Annotated in this window: 18 protein-coding genes; 12 read left to right on the top strand and 6 right to left on the bottom strand. The window is 71.1% G+C overall.

All coding sequences use genetic code 11. From position 1 onward, the window contains the following. Positions 1-14 precede the first annotated feature (14 nt). From IF54_RS0117805 to IF54_RS0117790, 4 genes are all read left to right on the top strand, one after another. A complete protein-coding gene (locus IF54_RS0117805) occupies positions 15-410 on the top strand; it encodes a hypothetical protein (RefSeq protein ID WP_234438999.1) in 396 nt (131 codons plus the stop codon). 121 nt (positions 411-531) lie between these two features. Then, positions 532-948, top strand: a complete 417-nt coding sequence (locus IF54_RS0117800; RefSeq protein WP_030319682.1) for an SsgA family sporulation/cell division regulator — start codon at positions 532-534, stop codon at positions 946-948. A 371-nt stretch (positions 949-1,319) separates the two neighbouring features. Beyond that, entirely contained in the window at positions 1,320-2,309 is a 990-nt protein-coding gene (locus tag IF54_RS0117795) for a hypothetical protein (RefSeq protein ID WP_420790383.1), read from the top strand. Positions 2,310-2,359: 50 nt separating this feature from the next. After that, a complete protein-coding gene (locus tag IF54_RS0117790; protein WP_030319678.1) occupies positions 2,360-2,938 on the top strand; it encodes a Uma2 family endonuclease in 579 nt (192 codons plus the stop codon). On the opposite strand, the gene IF54_RS0117785 is transcribed toward IF54_RS0117790, so the two are convergent. After that, positions 2,939-3,655: a sulfite exporter TauE/SafE family protein gene (locus IF54_RS0117785; protein ID WP_030319675.1), complete on the bottom strand. Its 717-nt coding sequence runs from the start codon at positions 3,653-3,655 to the stop codon at positions 2,939-2,941. A 188-nt stretch (positions 3,656-3,843) separates the two neighbouring features. Here IF54_RS0117785 and IF54_RS0117780 point away from each other — a divergent pair, with 188 nt between their 5' ends. Continuing rightward, positions 3,844-4,344, top strand: coding sequence for an SgcJ/EcaC family oxidoreductase (locus tag IF54_RS0117780; RefSeq protein WP_030319672.1), 501 nt, complete (start codon positions 3,844-3,846; stop codon positions 4,342-4,344). On the opposite strand, the gene IF54_RS0117775 is transcribed toward IF54_RS0117780, so the two are convergent. Further along, the gene (locus tag IF54_RS0117775) at positions 4,310-5,650 is read right to left on the bottom strand and encodes a sensor histidine kinase (RefSeq protein WP_030319670.1); all 1,341 of its coding nucleotides are present in this window, start codon (positions 5,648-5,650) and stop codon (positions 4,310-4,312) included. The genes IF54_RS0117780 and IF54_RS0117775 overlap by 35 nt on opposite strands. After that, the gene (locus tag IF54_RS0117770) at positions 5,647-6,333 is read right to left on the bottom strand and encodes a response regulator transcription factor (RefSeq protein WP_030319668.1); all 687 of its coding nucleotides are present in this window, start codon (positions 6,331-6,333) and stop codon (positions 5,647-5,649) included. Before IF54_RS0117770 ends, IF54_RS0117775 begins: the two co-directional genes overlap by 4 nt. A gap of 215 nt (positions 6,334-6,548) precedes the next feature. Between IF54_RS0117770 and IF54_RS0117765 the strand changes: the two genes are divergently transcribed. From IF54_RS0117765 to IF54_RS0117750, 4 genes are all read left to right on the top strand, one after another. After that, on the top strand, positions 6,549-7,826 hold the full coding sequence (locus IF54_RS0117765) for an aspartate kinase (protein WP_020134475.1): 1,278 nt from the start codon (positions 6,549-6,551) through the stop codon (positions 7,824-7,826). Then, positions 7,823-8,875 carry an aspartate-semialdehyde dehydrogenase gene (locus IF54_RS0117760; protein ID WP_030319665.1) on the top strand — a complete coding sequence of 351 codons (1,053 nt, stop codon included), beginning with the start codon at positions 7,823-7,825 and terminating at the stop codon, positions 8,873-8,875. Before IF54_RS0117765 ends, IF54_RS0117760 begins: the two co-directional genes overlap by 4 nt. 353 nt (positions 8,876-9,228) lie before the next feature. Next, positions 9,229-9,885 carry a SigE family RNA polymerase sigma factor gene (locus IF54_RS0117755; protein ID WP_078852018.1) on the top strand — a complete coding sequence of 219 codons (657 nt, stop codon included), beginning with the start codon at positions 9,229-9,231 and terminating at the stop codon, positions 9,883-9,885. 107 nt (positions 9,886-9,992) lie between these two features. Then, complete coding sequence (locus tag IF54_RS0117750; protein WP_030319661.1) at positions 9,993-11,018, top strand: hypothetical protein; 1,026 nt, start codon at positions 9,993-9,995, stop codon at positions 11,016-11,018. A gap of 41 nt (positions 11,019-11,059) precedes the next feature. Here the strand turns inward: IF54_RS0117750 and IF54_RS0117745 are convergent, their stop codons facing one another. After that, on the bottom strand, positions 11,060-11,890 hold the full coding sequence (locus tag IF54_RS0117745; RefSeq protein ID WP_030319659.1) for an SURF1 family protein: 831 nt from the start codon (positions 11,888-11,890) through the stop codon (positions 11,060-11,062). 43 nt (positions 11,891-11,933) lie between these two features. Next, a complete protein-coding gene (locus IF54_RS0117740; RefSeq protein WP_030319656.1) occupies positions 11,934-12,308 on the bottom strand; it encodes a nuclear transport factor 2 family protein in 375 nt (124 codons plus the stop codon). A 151-nt stretch (positions 12,309-12,459) separates the two neighbouring features. Between IF54_RS0117740 and IF54_RS0117735 the strand changes: the two genes are divergently transcribed. Continuing rightward, a complete protein-coding gene (locus IF54_RS0117735; RefSeq protein ID WP_030319654.1) occupies positions 12,460-14,274 on the top strand; it encodes a prolyl oligopeptidase family serine peptidase in 1,815 nt (604 codons plus the stop codon). Positions 14,275-14,512: 238 nt separating this feature from the next. Here the strand turns inward: IF54_RS0117735 and IF54_RS0117730 are convergent, their stop codons facing one another. Further along, positions 14,513-16,450, bottom strand: a complete 1,938-nt coding sequence (locus IF54_RS0117730; RefSeq protein WP_030319651.1) for an NAD-binding protein — start codon at positions 16,448-16,450, stop codon at positions 14,513-14,515. 222 nt (positions 16,451-16,672) lie between these two features. On the opposite strand from IF54_RS0117730, the gene IF54_RS0117725 reads away from it, so the two are divergent. Together IF54_RS0117725 and IF54_RS0117720 are read left to right on the top strand one after the other, a co-directional pair. After that, positions 16,673-17,731: a permease gene (locus tag IF54_RS0117725; protein ID WP_030319646.1), complete on the top strand. Its 1,059-nt coding sequence runs from the start codon at positions 16,673-16,675 to the stop codon at positions 17,729-17,731. Then, positions 17,728-18,516 carry a TIGR03943 family putative permease subunit gene (locus IF54_RS0117720; protein ID WP_030319644.1) on the top strand — a complete coding sequence of 263 codons (789 nt, stop codon included), beginning with the start codon at positions 17,728-17,730 and terminating at the stop codon, positions 18,514-18,516. The genes IF54_RS0117725 and IF54_RS0117720 overlap by 4 nt, the downstream gene beginning before the upstream one ends. Positions 18,517-18,956 lie beyond the last annotated feature (440 nt).

Here is an 18,956-nt window from a genome sequence, read left to right as displayed (position 1 = left end):
TCACAATGCCCGGCATGATGTCAAAGCCTTTGCTGTGGACGGGAGTCGGCCTCTGCGGCGTCGGCGCCGCCACTCTTGTCGCGGTCGCCTTCGTCGATCTGGGCAAGGCGGATCAGATGGCGAGCGTGACGGGCGGGATCGTGGCCCTCGTCGGCCTGGCGCTCGCGTTGATCGGACAGTTCGGAGGTTCGTCCGCATCATCGGCCTCGGTCAGCGCTTCCGGTGACGGTTCGATCGCGGCGGGCGGCAACATCGGTACGGCGGCCACGGGCGGAGCAACGCCGGTGCCGGTGCCGGTGCCGCCCGCGCCGCCGACTGCTCCTGCCTCGCCCACCGGGGGCGTCAACGCCTCGGGTAAGGGTTCGATCGCGGCGGGTGGTGACATCGGCTCCGCATCGACGGGCAACTGATCGCATGTGGCTTGGATCACTTTAAGTGGTCTCTGGAATGGCGTAATCGATGTGCCCCTCGGGTGCTCTCACTTCACAACGGCCGCTTTCGGCCCGTTGCCCCCGAACTCGGAGCCCGCCCATGTACGTCACCCTGGAGCAGCCGGTCGGCGCTCGTCTGGTCATCGCGACGGACCAGGAATCGGCGATTCCCGCCACCCTTCGCTACACCTCCGAAAGCCCCTTGGCCGTGCATATCGACTTCCCGGCGTACGTCACGTCCGACGGCGAGGGCACGGTCTGGACGTTTGCAAGGGCGCTGCTGGGAGAGGGGCTGCGGGCATCCGCGGGGATGGACTGCGTGCGGGTACGGCCGTGCGGGGCGTCCCACACGTACGTGGAGTTCCACGCGCCGCAGGGGGTTGCCCGGCTCCGGTTCGCCACCGCCGATCTGCTCCGTTTCCTGGCGCGTACGTACACCGTGATCGCACCGGGTGAGGAGACTGTGGGTGCGGAGCTGGACCACGGACTCCTGACGCTGTTCGGCGGCGGGATGTGATCAGCGTCGGCAATCGGGGCGTTGCGCTCTCGGTCCCGCGTCTTGATCGGTGCCCAGTCCCGTTTCCGCAGTTCAGCCCGGAGCTTGAGCCTCGGGCTTCGAGCTCTTCCCCTGGGTTCTGGGCGGGGTGAAATCCAACCCAACCAACCAAATCTGCACGTGAGTTGAGCCGTCGTCCCTCGAAAGGGTGACGTTCCGTGATCAGCTTGCGTCGGAAAGTGAAACCGCTCTAGGTTCGCGGCAAACAAGCAAATAGTTCGGCCCCGGTCGGTGCGCCAACACCGGCTCCGGGGCCTGACCTACGGATCGAAAGAGACTCGATCGTGGCTTACGCCCAGCCTAGTGCCGTCCTGCCGTCCCCGTCCCACCCGATGGCCAAAACGGGTTACGGCAAACGCCCCGCCGGTGACGAAGACCCGCACGCCGACCCGGACTTCGCACATCTGAGCCCCCGCGACCGCGAGATCGCCGTCTTCGTCGACCATCTCGAAGAGGGCCACGCAATGGGCTACAAGGCGATCGCCGCCGCGCACCCCGTCCATGGGCAGCAGTTCGCCCGTGGGTGTCTGAAGAGGCTGAGCAACGTCGGCCATCTGCGGCAGATCCGCGAGCACATCACGGTCGAGGACGACTCGATGCGCTGGGTGACGCGGACGTACTGGTCGCGTACGCGCAGGTCGGAGGAGTGGTGGGCGGACTTCGCGCGGCAGCGTGAGGGCCGGCTCGTCCCCGAGGACTACCAGGCGGGGCTGGCCCGGCCCGAGGAACCCGAGTCGCCGGCATCGGCTGATCAGGCGGTCGAAGAGGCTGCTCCCGTGGACGAGCCGCCCGCCGGGCAGCCGAGCGCGGCCTATCAGGCCCTCGCCGACCTCCGCGTCGCCGATTCCCGCATGCCGCTCTCTGAGTCCGACTGCCGATCTCTCGAATCCCTTGCCGCGGAGTGGCTGTCCCGTGGCTCGACGCCCCATGACATCACCAGGGCGCTCACCGACGGGCTGCCCTCCCCCGTGACCAACCCGGGCGGACTCGCCCGTAAGCGACTGGAGAACAAGATGCCTCCGAAGAAGGCGAAGGTACGGCAGAGGTCTGCGCTGAAGGCTCGTGTCGATCGTGTGATCACGGCCTGTCTGACCTGTGACGAGGACGAACGGACGGCCGAGGTCGTCGGCGGCCTGTGTCGCGAGTGCCGGGTCGAACTGGATCTGGAGACACCGGACGGCCAGGAGATCCCCGTCATCCCGGAGACGTTCCTGCCGGGACAGGGTCCCTCTCCGGAGGAGACGCTCCTGTGGGCGGCCGCCGTCCGCGAGGCAGGCGGCCTGCGCTCTCGGGGTGGACAGCAGTTGTGGAGGGGCGTGTGAGCGTGCAGGAGGCGCCGGTCGGGGCATCATGGAGCCGAGGAGGCGACGCCATGACCCCCAGGACCGAGCGGCAGCCCCAGATGTCCGTCGAGGAGTTCGAGCAGTTGGAACGCCACGCCCCGGAGACTGTGTGGCTGGAGTTCATCAATGGGAAGGTGCAGGTCAAGTCCGTGCCGGACGGCAACCACAGCGAGATCTACATGTGGCTTCTGGAACGGTGCATGCAGTTGCGCCCGGACCTGCGGCTTCATCCGGAGCGAGGGCTCAGGACCGAGGCTTACCGCAGGGGTCGTGCTCGCGCTGACGGAGTGCTGGTGCCAAAGGGCAGCCTCAAGGGACGCGGCGAGTGGGCGGAAGCCGATGGCGTGCTGATGGCTGTGGAGATCACCTCGCACGACTCCGACACCAACCGGCGTGACCGCGTCGAGAAGCCCGACGGCTACGCCGCCGCAGGCATCCCCGTCTACCTCCTCATCGACCGCGACGAGTGCGCTGTCGTCGTCTTCAACCAGCCTGAGGGCGGGCGGTACCGACATGAGGAGAAGCTGCCGTTCGGTGCCACCGTCAGACTCCCCGAGCCGGTGAACATCACCCTCGACACCGAGCCCCTCAAGGAGTTCGCGGACTGATCACAGCCCCCAGAGCCCCTTCCCGACGGCCGTGATCCCGCCCGTCAGGGCCAGCAGCAGTACCAGCACGCGGGCCCGTTTCTCCGGGATGCGGGAGGCGAGCCCCCTGCCGATCAACCCGCCCGCGCCCATCGCCGCGCACACCAGGACCCACTGCGTCCCGCTCAGTCCCGGCACCCCGTTCGACGCCACCGAGAACGCGTTCACGATCACGCCGTAGAACATCGCGTTCGGGACGAACTCCCGTACCGACCAGCCCGCGTTGAGGGCGTAGAGGGAGAACGGCGGGCCGCCCACCCCGGCCGCGGAGTTCATGAACCCGCCCGCCGCGCCCGCGGCCACCGCTCCCCGGGTGCCGCGCAGCGCGGGCACCGCGAAACCGCGCATCACCAGAAGAACAGCCACCGTGACCAGGCCGCCCATGATCAACAGCAGCCAGGGCTCCGGGAGTCGGTGGGTCAGCCAGGTCCCCGCCGGTACCGTGCAGGCCGCCGCCACGCAGAACGGGACCATCGCCGGCGGCCGGACCAGCCGCCACCCGCCCGCCAGCCCGACGCAACAGATCACCCCGGCCGCGCAGTTGGCGAGCACAACCCCTTCGGCCGGCCCCAGCAGCAGGACCAGCGCGGGTACGGCGGCCAGGGCGAAGCCCATGCCGGTGAGCCACTGCACGGCCGAGCCGAGCAGCACGATGCCCGTCAGAAGCACGTCCGCCATCACGGCCAAGGTGTACCGCACTGCCCCCCCGGCCTGGGCAGCACGCTTCCTCGTGACGGCCCGGTCACGTGGGGTGAATTGGGCGTCCACTGTCTTCGCCCTGTACCTCGGCTGCACGGGCCCTAACCGGTGCGAGGAGAGGCTGGAGTCAGTTCATGGCACCACCCCTCACCGCACGGGAGACAGCGATGTTCCGTCGTTCCATAACCAAGCGTGCAGCCGTCGTCACCGCCACCGCCCTGGTCGCGCTCGGCACCGTCGGCACCGTCGCCGCCACCGCCGGCCCCGAGCACGAGAAGAAGCCCACCAGGGCGGAGATCGCGGGCCTGTTCACCACCTGGAACGCGGCCTTGAAGACCGGTGACGCCGACAGGGTCGCCGACCTGTACGCGAAGGACGCGGTGCTGCTGCCGACCGTCTCCAACAAGGTGAGAAGCGACCGTGCCGGCATCGTCGACTACTTCGAGCACTTCCTGAAGAACAAGCCGGTCGGCAAGAAGGTCCACACGATCGTCAACGTCCTCGACGGCAACTCCGCGATCGACACCGGCGTCTACGAGTTCACCCTCACCGACCCGGAGACCGGCGCGAAGCGGGTCGTCGAGGCCCGCTACACCTACGAGTACGAGAAGCGGCACGGCCAGTGGAAGATCGTCAACCACCACTCCTCGGCGATGCCCGAAGGCTGATCTCCACCTTCAGCCCGCCCCCCGGCGCGTCCGCCAGCGTCACGGTGCCGCCGTCGTCGGTCACCAACTGCTTGACGACGGCGAGGCCGAGGCCGGAACCGGAGCGCCCGGTCAGGCCCTGGCCGCGCCAGAAGCGGTCGAAGGCACGGGACTTGTCGGCGTCGGACATGCCGGGCCCCTCGTCCAGCACCGACAGCACCACCGTGTCCGCCCGGGACTCCACCTCGACGGTGATCCGTCCGCCGTCCGGCGAGACCTCCAGGGCGTTCGAGAGCACGTTGTCCAGCACCTGGTCCAGATGACCGGGGCCGGCCAGCACAGACGGCCGGTCGTCGACCACACTCCCCCTGAGCGCGATGGTGACTCCGCGCTCGTCGGCGGCCGGCCTCCACACCGTCAGCCGTTCGTCCACGACGTCCCGCAGGGCGAGCGGCTCGGCGGCGGTCACCTTCGCCTCGGCCCGGGCCAGCACCAGCAGGCCGGTCACCAGCCGGCTCATCCGGACCACCTCCGCCGTCGCCTGCTCCACGTCCTCGCGTACGGACTCGTCGTCCACGCCGTCCGCGATGTTGTCCAGGGACAGCCGCAACGCCGTGAGCGGGGTGCGGAGTTGATGGGAGGCGTCGGCCACGAAGATGCGCTGCGAGGCGACCAGGGTGTCCAGCCGCTCCGCGCCCTGGTTCAGGGTGCGGGCGAGGGTCTGCGTCTCCGGCGGGCCCGTCACGGGGGAGCGGGCGGTGAGGTCGCCGTCGCCGAACCTGCTGGCCATGGCGTTGAGTGCGCGCAGGGGCGCGGTGATGCGGCGGGCGGCGAAGGCCCCGATCGCGGCGGCCGCGGCCAGGACCAGCACGGCGAGGGCGGCCCGGAAGCCCCAGATCTGCCACAGCCGCCTGGTCATGTCGGAGGTCGAGTAGACGATCCGTACGGCCGCGTCGCCCTTGGCGGGGACGGTGACCGTCAGGTTCTCGCCCCAGACGAAGTCCGAACCCCAGTCGGTCGTCGGCTCGTTCCGCTCCACCGCCCGGGTCAGCGCCGCGTCCGCGGTGGGCCGGTCGAGGCCCGGGTCGCAGGCCGTCGTGGGCGTCGCCTCCACATCCCCGTACGCCTTCGCCACCTTGGTCAGCGCCTCGCAGGAGGCCCTGTCACCGTTGCCCAGCAGCAGCGCCATGGTGTGGGCCTCGCGCAGCACCGACTGCCGGGTGTCGCCCCGCAGCTGGTCGGTGAGCGTGAACGCCACCGGCACCGTGAACAGGAAGATCGCCACCGCGACCAGCAGGATGTAGCTCCGGATGAGCTGACGGTTCATGAAGCCCCGTCGTCCTCGACGATCTCCAGCCGGAAGCCGACCCCGCGGACCGCCTCGATGCTGATCGCCCCGGCGAGCTTGCGCCGCAGCGCGGCCACGTGCACGTCCAGCGTCTTGGTCGGCCCGAACCAGTTGGCGTCCCAGACCGCCTCCATGATCTGCTCGCGCGACATCAGCGCGCCCGGCTCCTCCGTGAGGAAGGCCAGCAGGTCGTACTCCTTGGGCGCGAGCGGCACCTCCTCGCCGTCCAGACGCACCCGGGCGGCCTTGCGGTCGACGGTGAGGCGGGAGCCGTACCGGTCGGGGCCGCTGTCGGCATCCGAGGTACGGGGCCGCACGCGCCGCATCACGGCCCGTATCCGCGCGATGACCTCACGGACGCCGAACGGCTTGGACACGTAGTCGTCGGCGCCGAGCTCCAGGCCGACCACCCGGTCCGTCTCGTCGCTGCGCGCGCTGATCACGATGATCGGCACGTCACCGCGCAGGCGCAGCGCCTTGCACACGTCCAGGCCGTCGGTGTCCGGCAGGCCGAGATCCAGCAGGACGACGTCGTAGGGCCCGGCGTGGCCGAGGGCGGCGGCACCGGTGGAGACCCACTCCACCTCGAAGCCGTACCGGATCAGGCCGCGTCTGAGGGACTGGGCGACCGGCTCATCGTCTTCCACCAGGAGTACGCGCACAGCCGCACCCTAATGCTTGAAACTTAATTCACAGCTGCCACCTGGGCCTCACATCGGTGTGAAGCCGGGCGTGTGACGCGGTGCACTTTTCCCGGGGTGCCGAATTGGGCATGCGCTGACCTGGGCGTCCGAATCTCACGATGCGATACCGCAGAGGTGGAAACCGGACGCTCGTTAAACTGAGCCGACACAAACGGACTGAGCGAGGAGCGCACGTGGGCCTTGTCGTGCAGAAGTACGGAGGCTCCTCCGTAGCCGATGCCGAGGGCATCAAGCGCGTCGCCAAGCGAATCGTCGAAGCGAAGAAGAACGGCCACCAGGTGGTCGTCGTCGTTTCCGCGATGGGCGACACGACGGACGAGCTGATCGATCTCGCCGAGCAGGTATCTCCGATGCCCGCCGGGCGTGAGTTCGACATGCTGCTGACCGCCGGAGAGCGTATCTCCATGGCACTGCTGGCCATGGCGATCAAAAACCTGGGCCACGAGGCCCAGTCCTTCACCGGCAGCCAGGCCGGCGTCATCACCGACTCGGTCCACAACAAAGCCCGGATCATCGACGTCACGCCGGGCCGTATCCGGGAGTCGCTGGACAAGGGCAACATCGCCATCGTCGCCGGCTTCCAGGGCGTCAGCCAGGACAAGAAGGACATCACCACGCTCGGCCGCGGTGGCTCCGACACCACCGCCGTCGCCCTCGCGGCCGCCCTCGACGCCGAGGTCTGCGAGATCTACACCGACGTCGACGGCGTGTTCACCGCCGACCCGCGCGTGGTGAAGAAGGCGAAGAAGATCGACTGGATCTCCTTCGAGGACATGCTGGAGCTCGCCGCCTCCGGTTCGAAGGTGCTGCTCCACCGCTGTGTGGAGTACGCGCGCCGCTACAACATCCCGATCCACGTCCGGTCCAGCTTCAGCGGGCTTCAGGGCACCTGGGTCAGCAGTGAGCCGATCGAGCAAGGGGACAAGCAGGTGGAGCAGGCCATCATCTCCGGTGTCGCGCACGACACCTCCGAGGCCAAGATCACGGTCGTCGGCGTGCCGGACAAGCCGGGTGAGGCCGCGGTCATCTTCCGCACGATCGCGGACGCCGAGATCAACATCGACATGATCGTGCAGAACGTCTCCGCCGCCTCCACCGGGCTGACGGACATCTCGTTCACGCTTCCCAAGGCCGAGGGCCGCAAGGCCATCGACGCCCTGGAGAAGAACAAGTCCGGCATCGGCTTCGACTCGCTGCGCTACGACGACCAGATCGGCAAGATCTCCCTGGTCGGCGCGGGCATGAAGACCAACCCGGGCGTCACGGCGGACTTCTTCACCGCCCTGTCCGACGCGGGCGTGAACATCGAGCTGATCTCGACCTCCGAGATCCGCATCTCGGTCGTCACCCGCGCCGACGACGTCAACGAAGCCGTCCGCGCCGTCCACAGCGCCTTCGGCCTCGACTCCGACAGCGACGAGGCCGTGGTCTACGGAGGCACCGGCCGATGACCGTACGTCCGACGCTCGCGGTCGTAGGCGCGACCGGGGCCGTCGGCACGGTCATGCTCCAGATCCTGTCCCAGCACGCGGACATCTGGGGCGAGATCCGACTGATCGCCTCCCCGCGCTCGGCAGGCCGCAAGCTGGCCGTGCGCGGGGAGCAGGTCGAGGTGATCGCCCTGTCGGAGGAGGCCTTCGACGGGGTCGACGTCGCCATGTTCGACGTACCCGACGAGGTGGCCGCCCAGTGGGCGCCGGTGGCCGCCGCGCGCGGTGCCGTCGTCGTGGACAACTCCGGAGCCTTCCGGATGGACACCGACGTGCCCCTCGTCGTCCCCGAGGTCAATCCGCACGCAGCCCGGATGCGGCCGCGCGGGATCATCGCCAACCCCAACTGCACGACCCTCTCCATGATCGTGGCCCTGGGCGCGCTGCACGCCGAGTTCGGGCTGCGGGAGCTGGTGGTGTCCAGCTACCAGGCCGTGAGCGGGGCCGGGCGGGCCGGGGTGGAGACCCTGCGCCGGCAGCTGTCCCTGGTCGCCGGCACCGAGCTCGGCACGCACCCCGGCGATGTGCGGCGGGCCGTCGGCGACCACACCGGGCCGTTCCCGGAGCCGGTCGCGCTGAACGTCGTGCCGTGGGCCGGGTCGCTGCGCGAGGACGGCTGGTCCTCGGAGGAGATGAAGGTGCGGGACGAGACCCGCAAGATCCTCGGGCTGCCCGCGCTTCCGGTCGCCGTGACCTGTGTGCGGGTCCCGGTCGTCACCGTGCACTCCCTCACCGTGCACGCCCGCTTCGAGGGCGAGGTCACCGTCCGCAAGGCGCGCGAGATCCTCGCGACCGCCCCCGGGGTCGTCCTCTTCGACGATCCGGAGGCCGGTGAGTTCCCCACCCCCGCCGATGTCGTGGGCACCGATCCCACCTGGGTCGGGCGGGTCCGGCGGGCCCTCGACGACCCGACGGCGCTCGAACTCTTCGTGTGCGGAGACAACCTCCGCAAGGGTGCCGCGCTCAACACCGCGCAGATCGCGGAGCTGGTGGCGGCCGAGTTCGGGTGACCGTGGGCAGGTGTGCGCTCGGAAAAAGTCCTGGCCATGGCCGAAACGCTTTGTAGGATCTGTGGGCGACATGTGGTGCGACCAATAGTCCGTACCACTTGATCCCGGCGCCCGGGCGTCCGAAGATTTTCCTCCCCGCTCTCCGCAACCGCGCGAAGGGCGGGGAGCGTCTTTGCGAACGCCCTTTCAGGGGGTGCGGGATGCGCGACGAGGCGTGGGGACGCCTCGCTCCATCAGGACACAGGGGAAGAGCGGGTAGGCATGAGCGCGTTTGACGCACGGTCAGTTGTGCTGCCTGAGAGAAGACGGTCAGGCGCGTACAACCCTCACGGGGGTGAGCGTGTCCAACTGGCGTGGCTCAGGTACTCGACTTCCCTGCCGCGCCGAGGGGCGCGGCTGTCCTCCGGCCCCGCAGGCCCGGGGCGCCCGGTGGCATGCCGGTGATCGCGCCCATGCCCGCAGCGCGGCCCGCCCGCATACCCAGTCAGCGCGACGGCGCCGAGGAAGCGGCGGCAGCCGGGACCACCGTCGACCACCTGACCGAGACCTACCGGGCGCACTACCGCTCGCTGCTGGGTCTCGCCGCCCTCCTGCTCGACGACACCGCCTCCTGCGAGGACGTCGTCCAGGAGGCCTTCATCCGCGTCCACTCGGCGCGCAAACGCGTCCGCGACCCGGAGAAGACGCTCGCCTACCTGCGTCAGACGGTCGTCAACCTCTCCCGCTCGGCCCTGCGCCGGCGCATCCTCGGACTGAAGCTGCTGTCCAAGCCGATGCCCGACATGGCGAGCGCCGAGGAGGGGGCCTACGACCAGCTGGAGCGCGACTCGCTGATCAAGGCCATGAAGGGCCTCCAGCGCCGCCAGCGCGAGGTGCTGGTCCTGCGCTACTTCGCCGACATGACCGAGGCCCAGGTCGCCGACGCGCTCGGCATCTCGCTGGGCTCCGTCAAGGCGTACGGCTCCCGGGGCATCGCCGCGCTGCGCGTCGCCATGGAGACGCCGGCATGAGCGGCGACAGCGGATCCGAGGAACGGCGCCACGAACCCTACGAGTGGCACGAGCCGACGTGGGCGGCACAGCAAGAGCACACGCAATCGCACGCTGGGAACGGAACTGTGAATCACGGCCCCGACGATCTGAGCTCCACGGGGGAGTTCGACTCGGACGAGCTGGCACTGCGACGGATGCTTCAGCAGGCGGTCCAGGAGATGGAGCCGCGGGACGGCACGCTGGAGCATCTGCGCAAGGCGGTGCCCGCCCGCCGGGCACGCAAGCGACAGGCACTGGTCGGCATGGCGGCCGCGGCGCTCTTCTTCGGCACCGCGATCCCCGCCGTCGTCCACGTCTCCTCCGCCAATACCAGCGCCAACACCTCCAACGCCGGGCACACCTCCCAGATGCAGGGCGGCGCGGGCGACGGCAAGCACCAGGACGGCGGCGAGTCCACCTCCGGCGGCTCCGCCGGCAAGACGGAGGACAAGGGCAAGGACCAGACGAAGGGCGAGGACAAGGGCAAGTCGGCCGGTGCGAGCGCCGGTGCGAGCAGCGGCGCCGACCCGTCCGCCACGTCCGCGGCCAACACCCCTGCCTGTACGGCGGCGCAGCTGGGCACGCCGACGGCGAGCACCGTCGCGCCCGACGCCTCCGGGACGGTCTACGGCACCTTCCACATCACCAACGGCTCCACCGCGGCCTGTACGGTCAGCGGTCCCGGCACCGTGACCGCGAGCCCGCAGGGCGCCGCGGACGGGAGCAAGATCGGCGCCCTCCGGCATGCCTCCGGCGACCCGGCGACCGGACTGCCCGACCCCTCGGCGGAGGTGTCACAGCTGCTGCTCCAGCCCGGTTCCTCCTACGACGTGAAGTTCGCCTGGGTGCCGTCCGAGACCTGTCCCACCACGGACCCCTCGACCGACCCCACCCCCGATCCCACCTCCTCGCCGGACGCCTCCAGCAGCGCGGGCTCCTCCACCGGCGGCGACACCGGGACCTCCACCCAGCTGATGACCGCGGACGGCACGGTGGACGGCAGCGTCCTGGTGACGAACACGGGAGAGGCGGGCGGCCCGACGATGTCCACGACGGTGTCCAACGCGTGCGCGGGGACCGTGTACTGGACGGGCGTGCTCACATCGTCCTGACGGCGGGCGGAGAGCGACGGCGGTGACGGGGAAGGCGCTCCTCAGGCGGGCGTCTTCTCCTGGGGCTGGCCCCGCTCTCCCTCTTCCTGGCTCGCCTGTTCCCGCTGTGCGTCGTCCGGAACGATCCCCAGTTCCGCGTCCCGGAGGAACTCCACCTCGCGGCGCATCAGCCGGAACCACATGAAGACCACGAAGCCGGCGAAGACGAACCACTCCCCGGTGTAGCCGAGGTTCTGGAAGGCCTTCAGGTCCAGCCCGCTGTCGGCGGGCGCGGTAGCCGGCACCGCTTTCATCCCGGAGTCACCGGTGTTGAGGGTGACCCACGCGTCGTACACGTCGTACGGCACGAGGTTGATCAGCGAGGCCGCGCTGATCGCCGCGGTCTGCCCGGCCGGAAGGCCGCCCCGCGCGCTGACGCCGTTGTCCCCCGGGGTCTCGGAGGCCTGGAGCGCGCCGGTGACGGTGACCTCGCCCTTCGGCGGGGCCGGGACCTTCGCCGGATCGGGGGTGCCCGGCAGCCAGCCGCGGACCACGGGAAGGGCCTGGCCGCCGTCGGTGCGCAGCAGCGTCAGCACGTAGTAGCCCTGGCGGTCGCCCAGCTGCCGGTCGGGGACGAGCAGCTGCTTGTCGTACCGCCCGGTCGCGGTGACCTGCTTGCCGGAGGTCGCCTTGTCCACAGGGAGCAGCTCTGCCAGCGGCCGCGGGGTCTCCCGGACATCCGTGACGACCGCCTTCTCGGCCTCCCGGCTCTCCGTCATCCGGTCCTCGAACCGGCTCAGCTGCCACGACCCCATGAAGATGCAGAACGGGATGGCGAGCAGCACGAAGACGTTGATGCCGAACCAGCGGGGCGTCAGCAGAAACCGGTACACACTCCCACGGTACGGGGCCGCCCCGGGGCGAAGGGGCGCGGGGTCAGTACCGCTCGGTGAGATGGTCCCGGCCCGCCGGGGGTTCGTACGGCTCCGGCCAGAAGTCCGTGACCTCGGATATGCGGCCGCTCGCATCACCGGTGAAGAACGAGACGGCGTACATCTCCTCCAGGCCCACGGTGAAGTGGGTCCAGGTGACGACCTGGGCCGGTTCGGCGACGATCCGCTCGATCCGCACGTGCCAGTCGCCCGGGTACTCCCGGTTGAACTCGGTGTACCGCGCCCGCCCGCTGATGCGCTCGCGGGTCTGCGGCAGGGTGTAGACGACGTCCTCGGCGAGGGTGTCCGCGAACGCGCTCCAGTCCCGGGCCTCGGCGGAGGCCCAGAAAATCTCCACGGTCTTGCGCAGATCGGTCATGGGGACGAGTCTGCACCCCGCCACTGACAACCGACCCGGAGCGGGCTCGCGGGCCTGGTGGGAAGGGGTCCGGGTAAGCGGCCGGTAGAAGTTTTCCACAGGCTGGGGACCTCGTCTGCGGATTGTCTGTGAGGGCAGGCAGTATGGGGTCATGACTGAGAGCAACGGGTCCGCCGCGGCCGAGCGGAACAACGAGATGCCGGACTGGGAGAAGCGCTTCCGGGCGCCCCGGGTGTCCCTGCCCGACTGGGCGGAGGACGCCCCGGACCGCTCCTTGTTCGTGTCCAACGCCACCGGGACGTACGAGCTGTACGCCTGGGACAGAGCCACCGGCGAGCAGCGCCAGGTGACGGACCGGCCCAACGGCACCACGGACGGCGTGCTCTCCCCGGACGGCGCCTGGATCTGGTGGTTCGACGACAAGGACGGCGACGAGTTCGGCGTCTGGCGCCGCCAGCCCTTCGAGGGCGGCCCGGACGAGCCCGCCGCGCCCGGTCTGGACGCCTCCTACCCCGCGGGCCTGGCCCTGGGCCGGGACGGCCGTACGGCGCTCGTGGGCCGCTCGACCGACGACGAGGGCACCTCCATCCATCTCGTACGGGACGGCGAGGAGCCGGTGGAGATCTACCGGCACCGCGAGTCGGCGGGCGTCGGTGACCTCTCCCACGACGGCACGCTGATCGCGATCGAGCACACCGAGCACGGCGACGCGATGCACTCCGCGCTGCGCGTGGTCCGCCCCGACGGCACCGCGGTCGCCGAACTCGACGACACCAAGGGCGGCAGCGAGGAACTGGGCCTGGAGGTCCTCGGCTTCGCGCCGGTCGTCGGCGACAGCCGGCTGCTCATCGGCCACCAGCGGCGCGGTCGTTGGGAGCCGCTGGTGTGGGACGTCGCCACGTCCGAGGAGACCGACCTCGACCTGGACCTGCCCGGAGACGTGGGCGCGGAGTGGTACCCGGACGGCACCGGCCTGCTCATCGTGCACAGCTTCGAGGCGCGCAGCGAGCTCTTCCGGTACGACCTGGCGAGCGGCACCCTCGAGAAGGTCCCGACCCCGCCCGGCTCGGTGTCCGGGGCGACGGCCCGGCCCGACGGCAGCGTGGAGTACCTGTGGTCCTCGGCCGCCGAGCCGTCTGCGGTGCGCTCCACGACCGGGCAGGTGGTGCTCGACCCGCCGGGCCTGAAGTCCCCCGGCTCGGTGCCGGTGGAGGACGTGTGGGTGGAGGGCCCGGGCGGCCGTATCCACGCCCTCGTCCAGAAGCCCGCCGGGGCGAGCGGGCCGCTGCCGACGGTCTTCGACATCCACGGCGGCCCGACCTGGCACGACAGCGACGCGTTCGCGGCGGGCCCCGCGGCCTGGGTGGACCACGGGTACGCGGTCGTGCGGGTCAACTACCGCGGCTCCACGGGGTACGGGCGGGAGTGGACCGACGCGCTCAAGCACCGGGTCGGTCTCATCGAGCTGGAGGACATCGCGGCGGTGCGGGAATGGGCCGTGGCCTCCGGCCTCGCCGACCCCGCGCGGCTCGTCCTGACCGGCGGCTCCTGGGGCGGGTACCTCACCCTCCTCGGCCTCGGCACCCAGCCGGAGGCGTGGACCCTGGGCATCGCGGCGGTGCCCGTCGCCGACTACGTCACGGCGTACCACGACGAGATGGAGGCGCTGAAGGCGATGGACCGGACGCTCCTCGGCGGCACACCGGAGGAGGTGCCGGAGCGGTTCGAGGCGTCGTCGCCCCTGACCTACGTCGACCAGGTGAAGGCGCCGGTGTACATCTCGGCGGGGGTGAACGACCCCCGGTGCCCGATCCGCCAGGTCGACAACTACGTGAAGCGGCTGGAGTCCCGCGGCGCGGTGCACGAGGTGTACCGCTACGACGCGGGCCACGGCTCACTGGTGGTGGACGAGCGGATCAAGCAGGTGAAGCTGGAACTGGACTTCGCGGCGAGGCATTTGGGGTAGCGGGGAGGAGTTTCGTCCGCGGGTGCGTGGGGGCTGGTCGCGCCCACGCGGCGGAGCCGCTTATGTCACAGCCCCGCGCCCCTGAGTGGATGCAGTCGAAGTTGGCCGAGCGGTACCCCCCGAGGGGCGCGGGGCTGTGCCAAACAGCGGCTCCGCCGCGGGGCGCGACCAGCCCCCACCCGCCCGCAGTCGCACCACGACCCGACCCGACCCGACCCGGCACGACGCTCGCGCACACCTACGTTCCCGACCGCTCCCGCCCGCGCCGCCCCAGCAACTCCGCCAGCCCCCGCCGGGTCGCCGCCAGCACCACCCGGTCCGACGGCTGAAGCACATACGTGTCGGGCAGGTCCCACGTCAGCCCCGGTGCGTCCCCGGACTCCTCCCGGGCCAGCACCCGCCAGGACCCGGCCCGGAACGCCTCCCCGACCGTCTTCCCCTCCAGCTGCGGATGCCCGCCGACCTCCACCGCCGCGAACAGCAGCACCCGCCGTTCGACGGGGAAGGCCCCCAGGATCTGCCGCCCCATCATCGCTCCGGCGAACGCGGGCGCCGCGAGGTGCGACACGCTCCGGCTCCGCGTCGAGGCACCGGGGTGCGCGGCCCGCAGGGTCCGGTACACCGCTGTCGCGAAGTCGTCGTCGTACAGGCGGAGCACCACCCGCAGGTCGGGTCGAACGGCCCGCGCGTACAGCACGGCCTCCAGATTCGTGGTGTCCGCGCTGGTCACCGCGAGGAGCGCGTGCGCGCGGTGGATCTTGGCGGCCTCCAGGACCCCCTCCTGGGTGACGTCCCCGAGGACCACCGGCACCCGCAGCCGGCGGGCCGTGGCGAGTCCGCGGGCCTCGGGGTCGGACTCGACGCAGACCACCGGGATGTTCAGTTCCCGCAGCCGGGTCAGCACACGGGTGCCGATCTTGCCGAGCCCGAGGAGCACCACATGTCCACCGAGGCCGCGGGGCGGTTTGCGCAGGGAGGAGACCGTGCGGAAGGTGCCGAGCGCCTCCAGGACCGCCGCGAGCAGCACCGGGAGGAGGAGCAGTCCGGCTAATCCGGACAGGAGTTGGAGGACCTGCCTCCCGACGGACTGTCCGATCGCGGGGTCGTCGATCGCGAACAGATCGAGCAGGGTCAGATAGAAGGCGCGCAGCGGATGGATCCCGGTCACCAGCCACAGCGCGACGGCGAGCGCGACCACACACCCCACCATGCCGGCCAGCGACCACCGCAGCCGCCGCGAGAACAGGGAGGCGAACCAGGGCATCACACCCCGGCCGTCGGGCAGCGCGGGTCCCGCGTAGGAGACCTGCTCCAGCACGACGGTCGTGCGCTCGCCACCGTCCCGTACCGCAGCCGCGTCCGGCAGCAGCGTCGGTCCCTGGTCACCGCCGGGTCCGCCGGGTCCGCCGGGTCCGGTGGTGTCGGTGGGGTCGGCCGGCGAGAGCAGGGCGAGCGTGGCGAGACCCGGTGCGGCGCTCACCCCGGCCCCGGCGGGCGGCCGTTCGACCGCGCGCAGCAGCAGTCCGCCGGTCTGGAGCACCTTGCTGGTGCCGGTGAGGGCGGTGGCGGCCAGCGCCGGCGCGGCGGTGTCGGCGTCGGAGAGCACGGTGGTGGAGGCGTCGAAGCCGGAGCCGTCGGCCGAGTCGCCGTCCGTGCTCCCGGCGGCCAACGCGGCGGCCTGGTCGAGGAGTGCCTCGATGTGCTGGCCGAGGCGGCGGTTGTAGAGCCGCAGGACCAGCCGCAGCCGGGGGTTGAGCCGGCGGGCGGTGAGGGCGGCGCGGATGTTGGTCTCGTCGTCGTCGTACACGAGGGCGAGCGCGTCCGCCCGCTCCACCCCCGCCTCGGCCAGCGCGGCCTCGCTGGGCTCGGCGGCCTCCATCAGCCGTACGCCACCCCGGGGGTCACCACCACCGGCGCCGCTCGAGTGCGCGGGGCTGCCGTGGCCCCCGCTGCCCCCGGCGCCCCCGTTGCCCCCTGCGGTCCCGTTGCCGGTCAGGCCGACCGCCGCGGTCACCACTCGGTCGAGCAGCGCGGACGCGGCCCTGGTCCGCACCACCACCGGTGGCCGGACGGACCGTTCGGAGGCCGGTACGACCAGCGTGACCTGCTCGCCGTAGACCCCTCTGAGTTCGGCCGCCAACCGGTGCGCGAGCCCGTCGTCCCCGCACACCACCATGTGCGCGGCCGTGTCGCCCGGCACCCCGGGACCCTGGTTCGGAACGCTCCCCACGAGGGAGAAGACTGCCTCACCGGGGCGAGTGGTGCCACGACCGGGTCCTGACGCTCCTGTGAACTCCCAAGAAATCCCCAAAACGCCGCGCACACTGAGCAATCGGACCCGTTGCCCCGTACGCACCGGTGGGGAAGCCAGCATTTCACCACCGGAGGGATCCCGGCCGTGGCCGTCACCAAAGCACCCCCGCAGCCGCGGGACACCGGCGAGGAGCTCCGGCCGGAGTCGCCCCCGGCACCCTCCCCGGCGCCGTCCCGTGCGCCGGACGCGGAGACCCGGCGGCTCAACTCCCCCCTCGCGCTGACCCTGTTGATGCTCCTGGTGGTGCTCTGCCAGGGCCCGATCCGCGCTGCGCTCGGCGCGCCGGTGATGCAGAGCTGGATGACGGTGTTCGTCGCCGTGCTCGTCCAGGCGCTGCCCTTCCTGGTGCTCGGGGTGCTGCTGTCGGCGGCGATCGCGGTGTTCGTGCCGCCGTCGTTCTTCGCCCGCGCGCTGCCGAGCAACCCCGTTCTCGCGGTGCCGGTGGCCGGGGTGGCGGGCGCGGTGCTGCCGGGCTGCGAGTGCGCGTCCGTGCCGGTGGCCGGCGCGCTGGTGCGGCGCGGTGTCACCCCGGCGGCGGCCCTCGCCTTCCTGCTCTCCGCCCCGGCGGTCAACCCGATCGTGCTGACGGCGACCGCGGTGGCCTTCCCGCGCAATCCCGAGATGGTGGTGGCTCGCCTGGTCGGGAGCCTGCTGGTGGCCTGCGCGATGGGCTGGCTGTGGCTGCGCCTGGGCCGCGCCGACCTGATCAAGGCGCCGGCCCGGCACGCCTACGAGGGCCAGGGCAAGGGTGCCGCCTTCTGGGGCTCGGTGCGGCACGACGTGGTGCACGCGGGCGGCTTCCTGGTCGTGGGCGCGATGGCGGCGGCCACGCTGAAGGCGGTGGTCCCGCAGACGTGGTTGCGTACGGCGGCGGAGAACCCGGTGATCGCCGTGCTGGCCCTCGCCGGGCTGGCCGTGGTGCTGTCGATCTGCTCGGAGGCGGACGCGTTCGTGGCCGCCTCGCTCACCCAGTTCTCGCTGACCGCGCGGCTGACCTTCCTGGTCGTCGGCCCGATGATCGACCTCAAGCTGTTCGCGATGCAGACCGGCACCTTCGGCCGCGCCTTCGCCCTGCGCTTCGCCCCCGCCACCCTCGCGCTGGCGATCGTGGGCTCGGTCCTGACCGGGTGGGTGCTGCTGTGAACCGGCAGGCACAGTCCGCGATCCTGTTCGTCCTCGGCGCGGCCCTCCTGCACGCGGGCCTCACCGACCTCTACCTGCGGTACGTCAAGGCGGGGTTGCGTCCGCTGGTCCTGGCGGCGGGGGTCGTGCTGATCGTGACGGCGGTGGCGACGGCCTGGTACGAGTGGCGGGCCGACGCGAAGCGGAAGGAGCACCACGGGGAGGAGCCGCATGAGGAGGGGGCCCGTCACGATGGGGCTCATGAGGAGGGGGCCAATAAGGAGGGGGCGCACGTCCATCGTGAACCGCGCGTCTCCTGGCTGCTGGTCCTTCCCCTGTTCGCCCTCATCCTCGTCGCCCCGCCGGCCCTCGGCTCCTACAGCGCGATGCGCACGGGTACGGCACTTCAGCAGGCGTACGGCTATCAGAAGCTCCCCGCGTCCGGCCCGCTGCGTCTGGGGCTGGCCGACTACGCGGGGCGGGCGGTCTACGAGCACGGCAAGGGGCTTGCCGGGCGGCCGATCACCATCACCGGGTTCGTCGCCCTGGACCACTCCGGTGCGCCCTACCTGGTCCGCATGGCCCTCAACTGCTGTGCAGCGGACGCGCAGCCGGTCAAGATCGGCCTGACGGGGCAGGTCCCGCCCGTCCTCAAGCCGGACGGCTGGTTGCAGGTCACCGGCACCTACACCGCCAAGCGCACCAAGGACGCGGTCAACGGCCGCCCCATCCCCTACCTCCAGGTCACCGCGGCCAAGCCGGTACCGACCCCGTCCGACCCGTACGACGAGACCTGGAACAACTGATCGCCGATTGCCTTGAGCGGCCGGTCACGCCCGTCCAGGTGAGACGGCAGCCGGCCCGGCTCGCTGCGACTGTGCGGCCGCGGTGACGTTCGGGCCGTGCCGACTTCGTTCGCGGTGCCCGCCTCGCCCGGCCGCCCCCGCTTGCGGTGATCGTGCGACTGCTGTGGCCGCGTCGATTTCGTTCGCGAGGACGGTTCGTTCGCGATGCCCGTCCCGCCTGCCCGTCCCGCCTGGCCGACCCCGTTGGCTGTGTCCGCCCGGTCGCGCCGGCGTCGCGCGCGGTGACCGGTCCTGCCGCGCCGGCTTCGTCCGCGGGAACGGCTTGCACACGGTGTCCGTCCGTCCCACCCCAGCTTGCCGTGACCGTCAGGCCCCGCCGACCTCGCCCGCCGTCCCGCCCCGCCCCTTGCGTTCCACCCCACCCCGTCTCACCCCACCGC

Origin of the sequence: Streptomyces sp. NRRL B-3229 (genome assembly GCF_000719505.1) — a bacterium.
Lineage (GTDB): Bacteria > Actinomycetota > Actinomycetes > Streptomycetales > Streptomycetaceae > Streptomyces > Streptomyces griseorubiginosus.
This window is presented reverse-complemented; position numbering and strand designations above follow the sequence as displayed.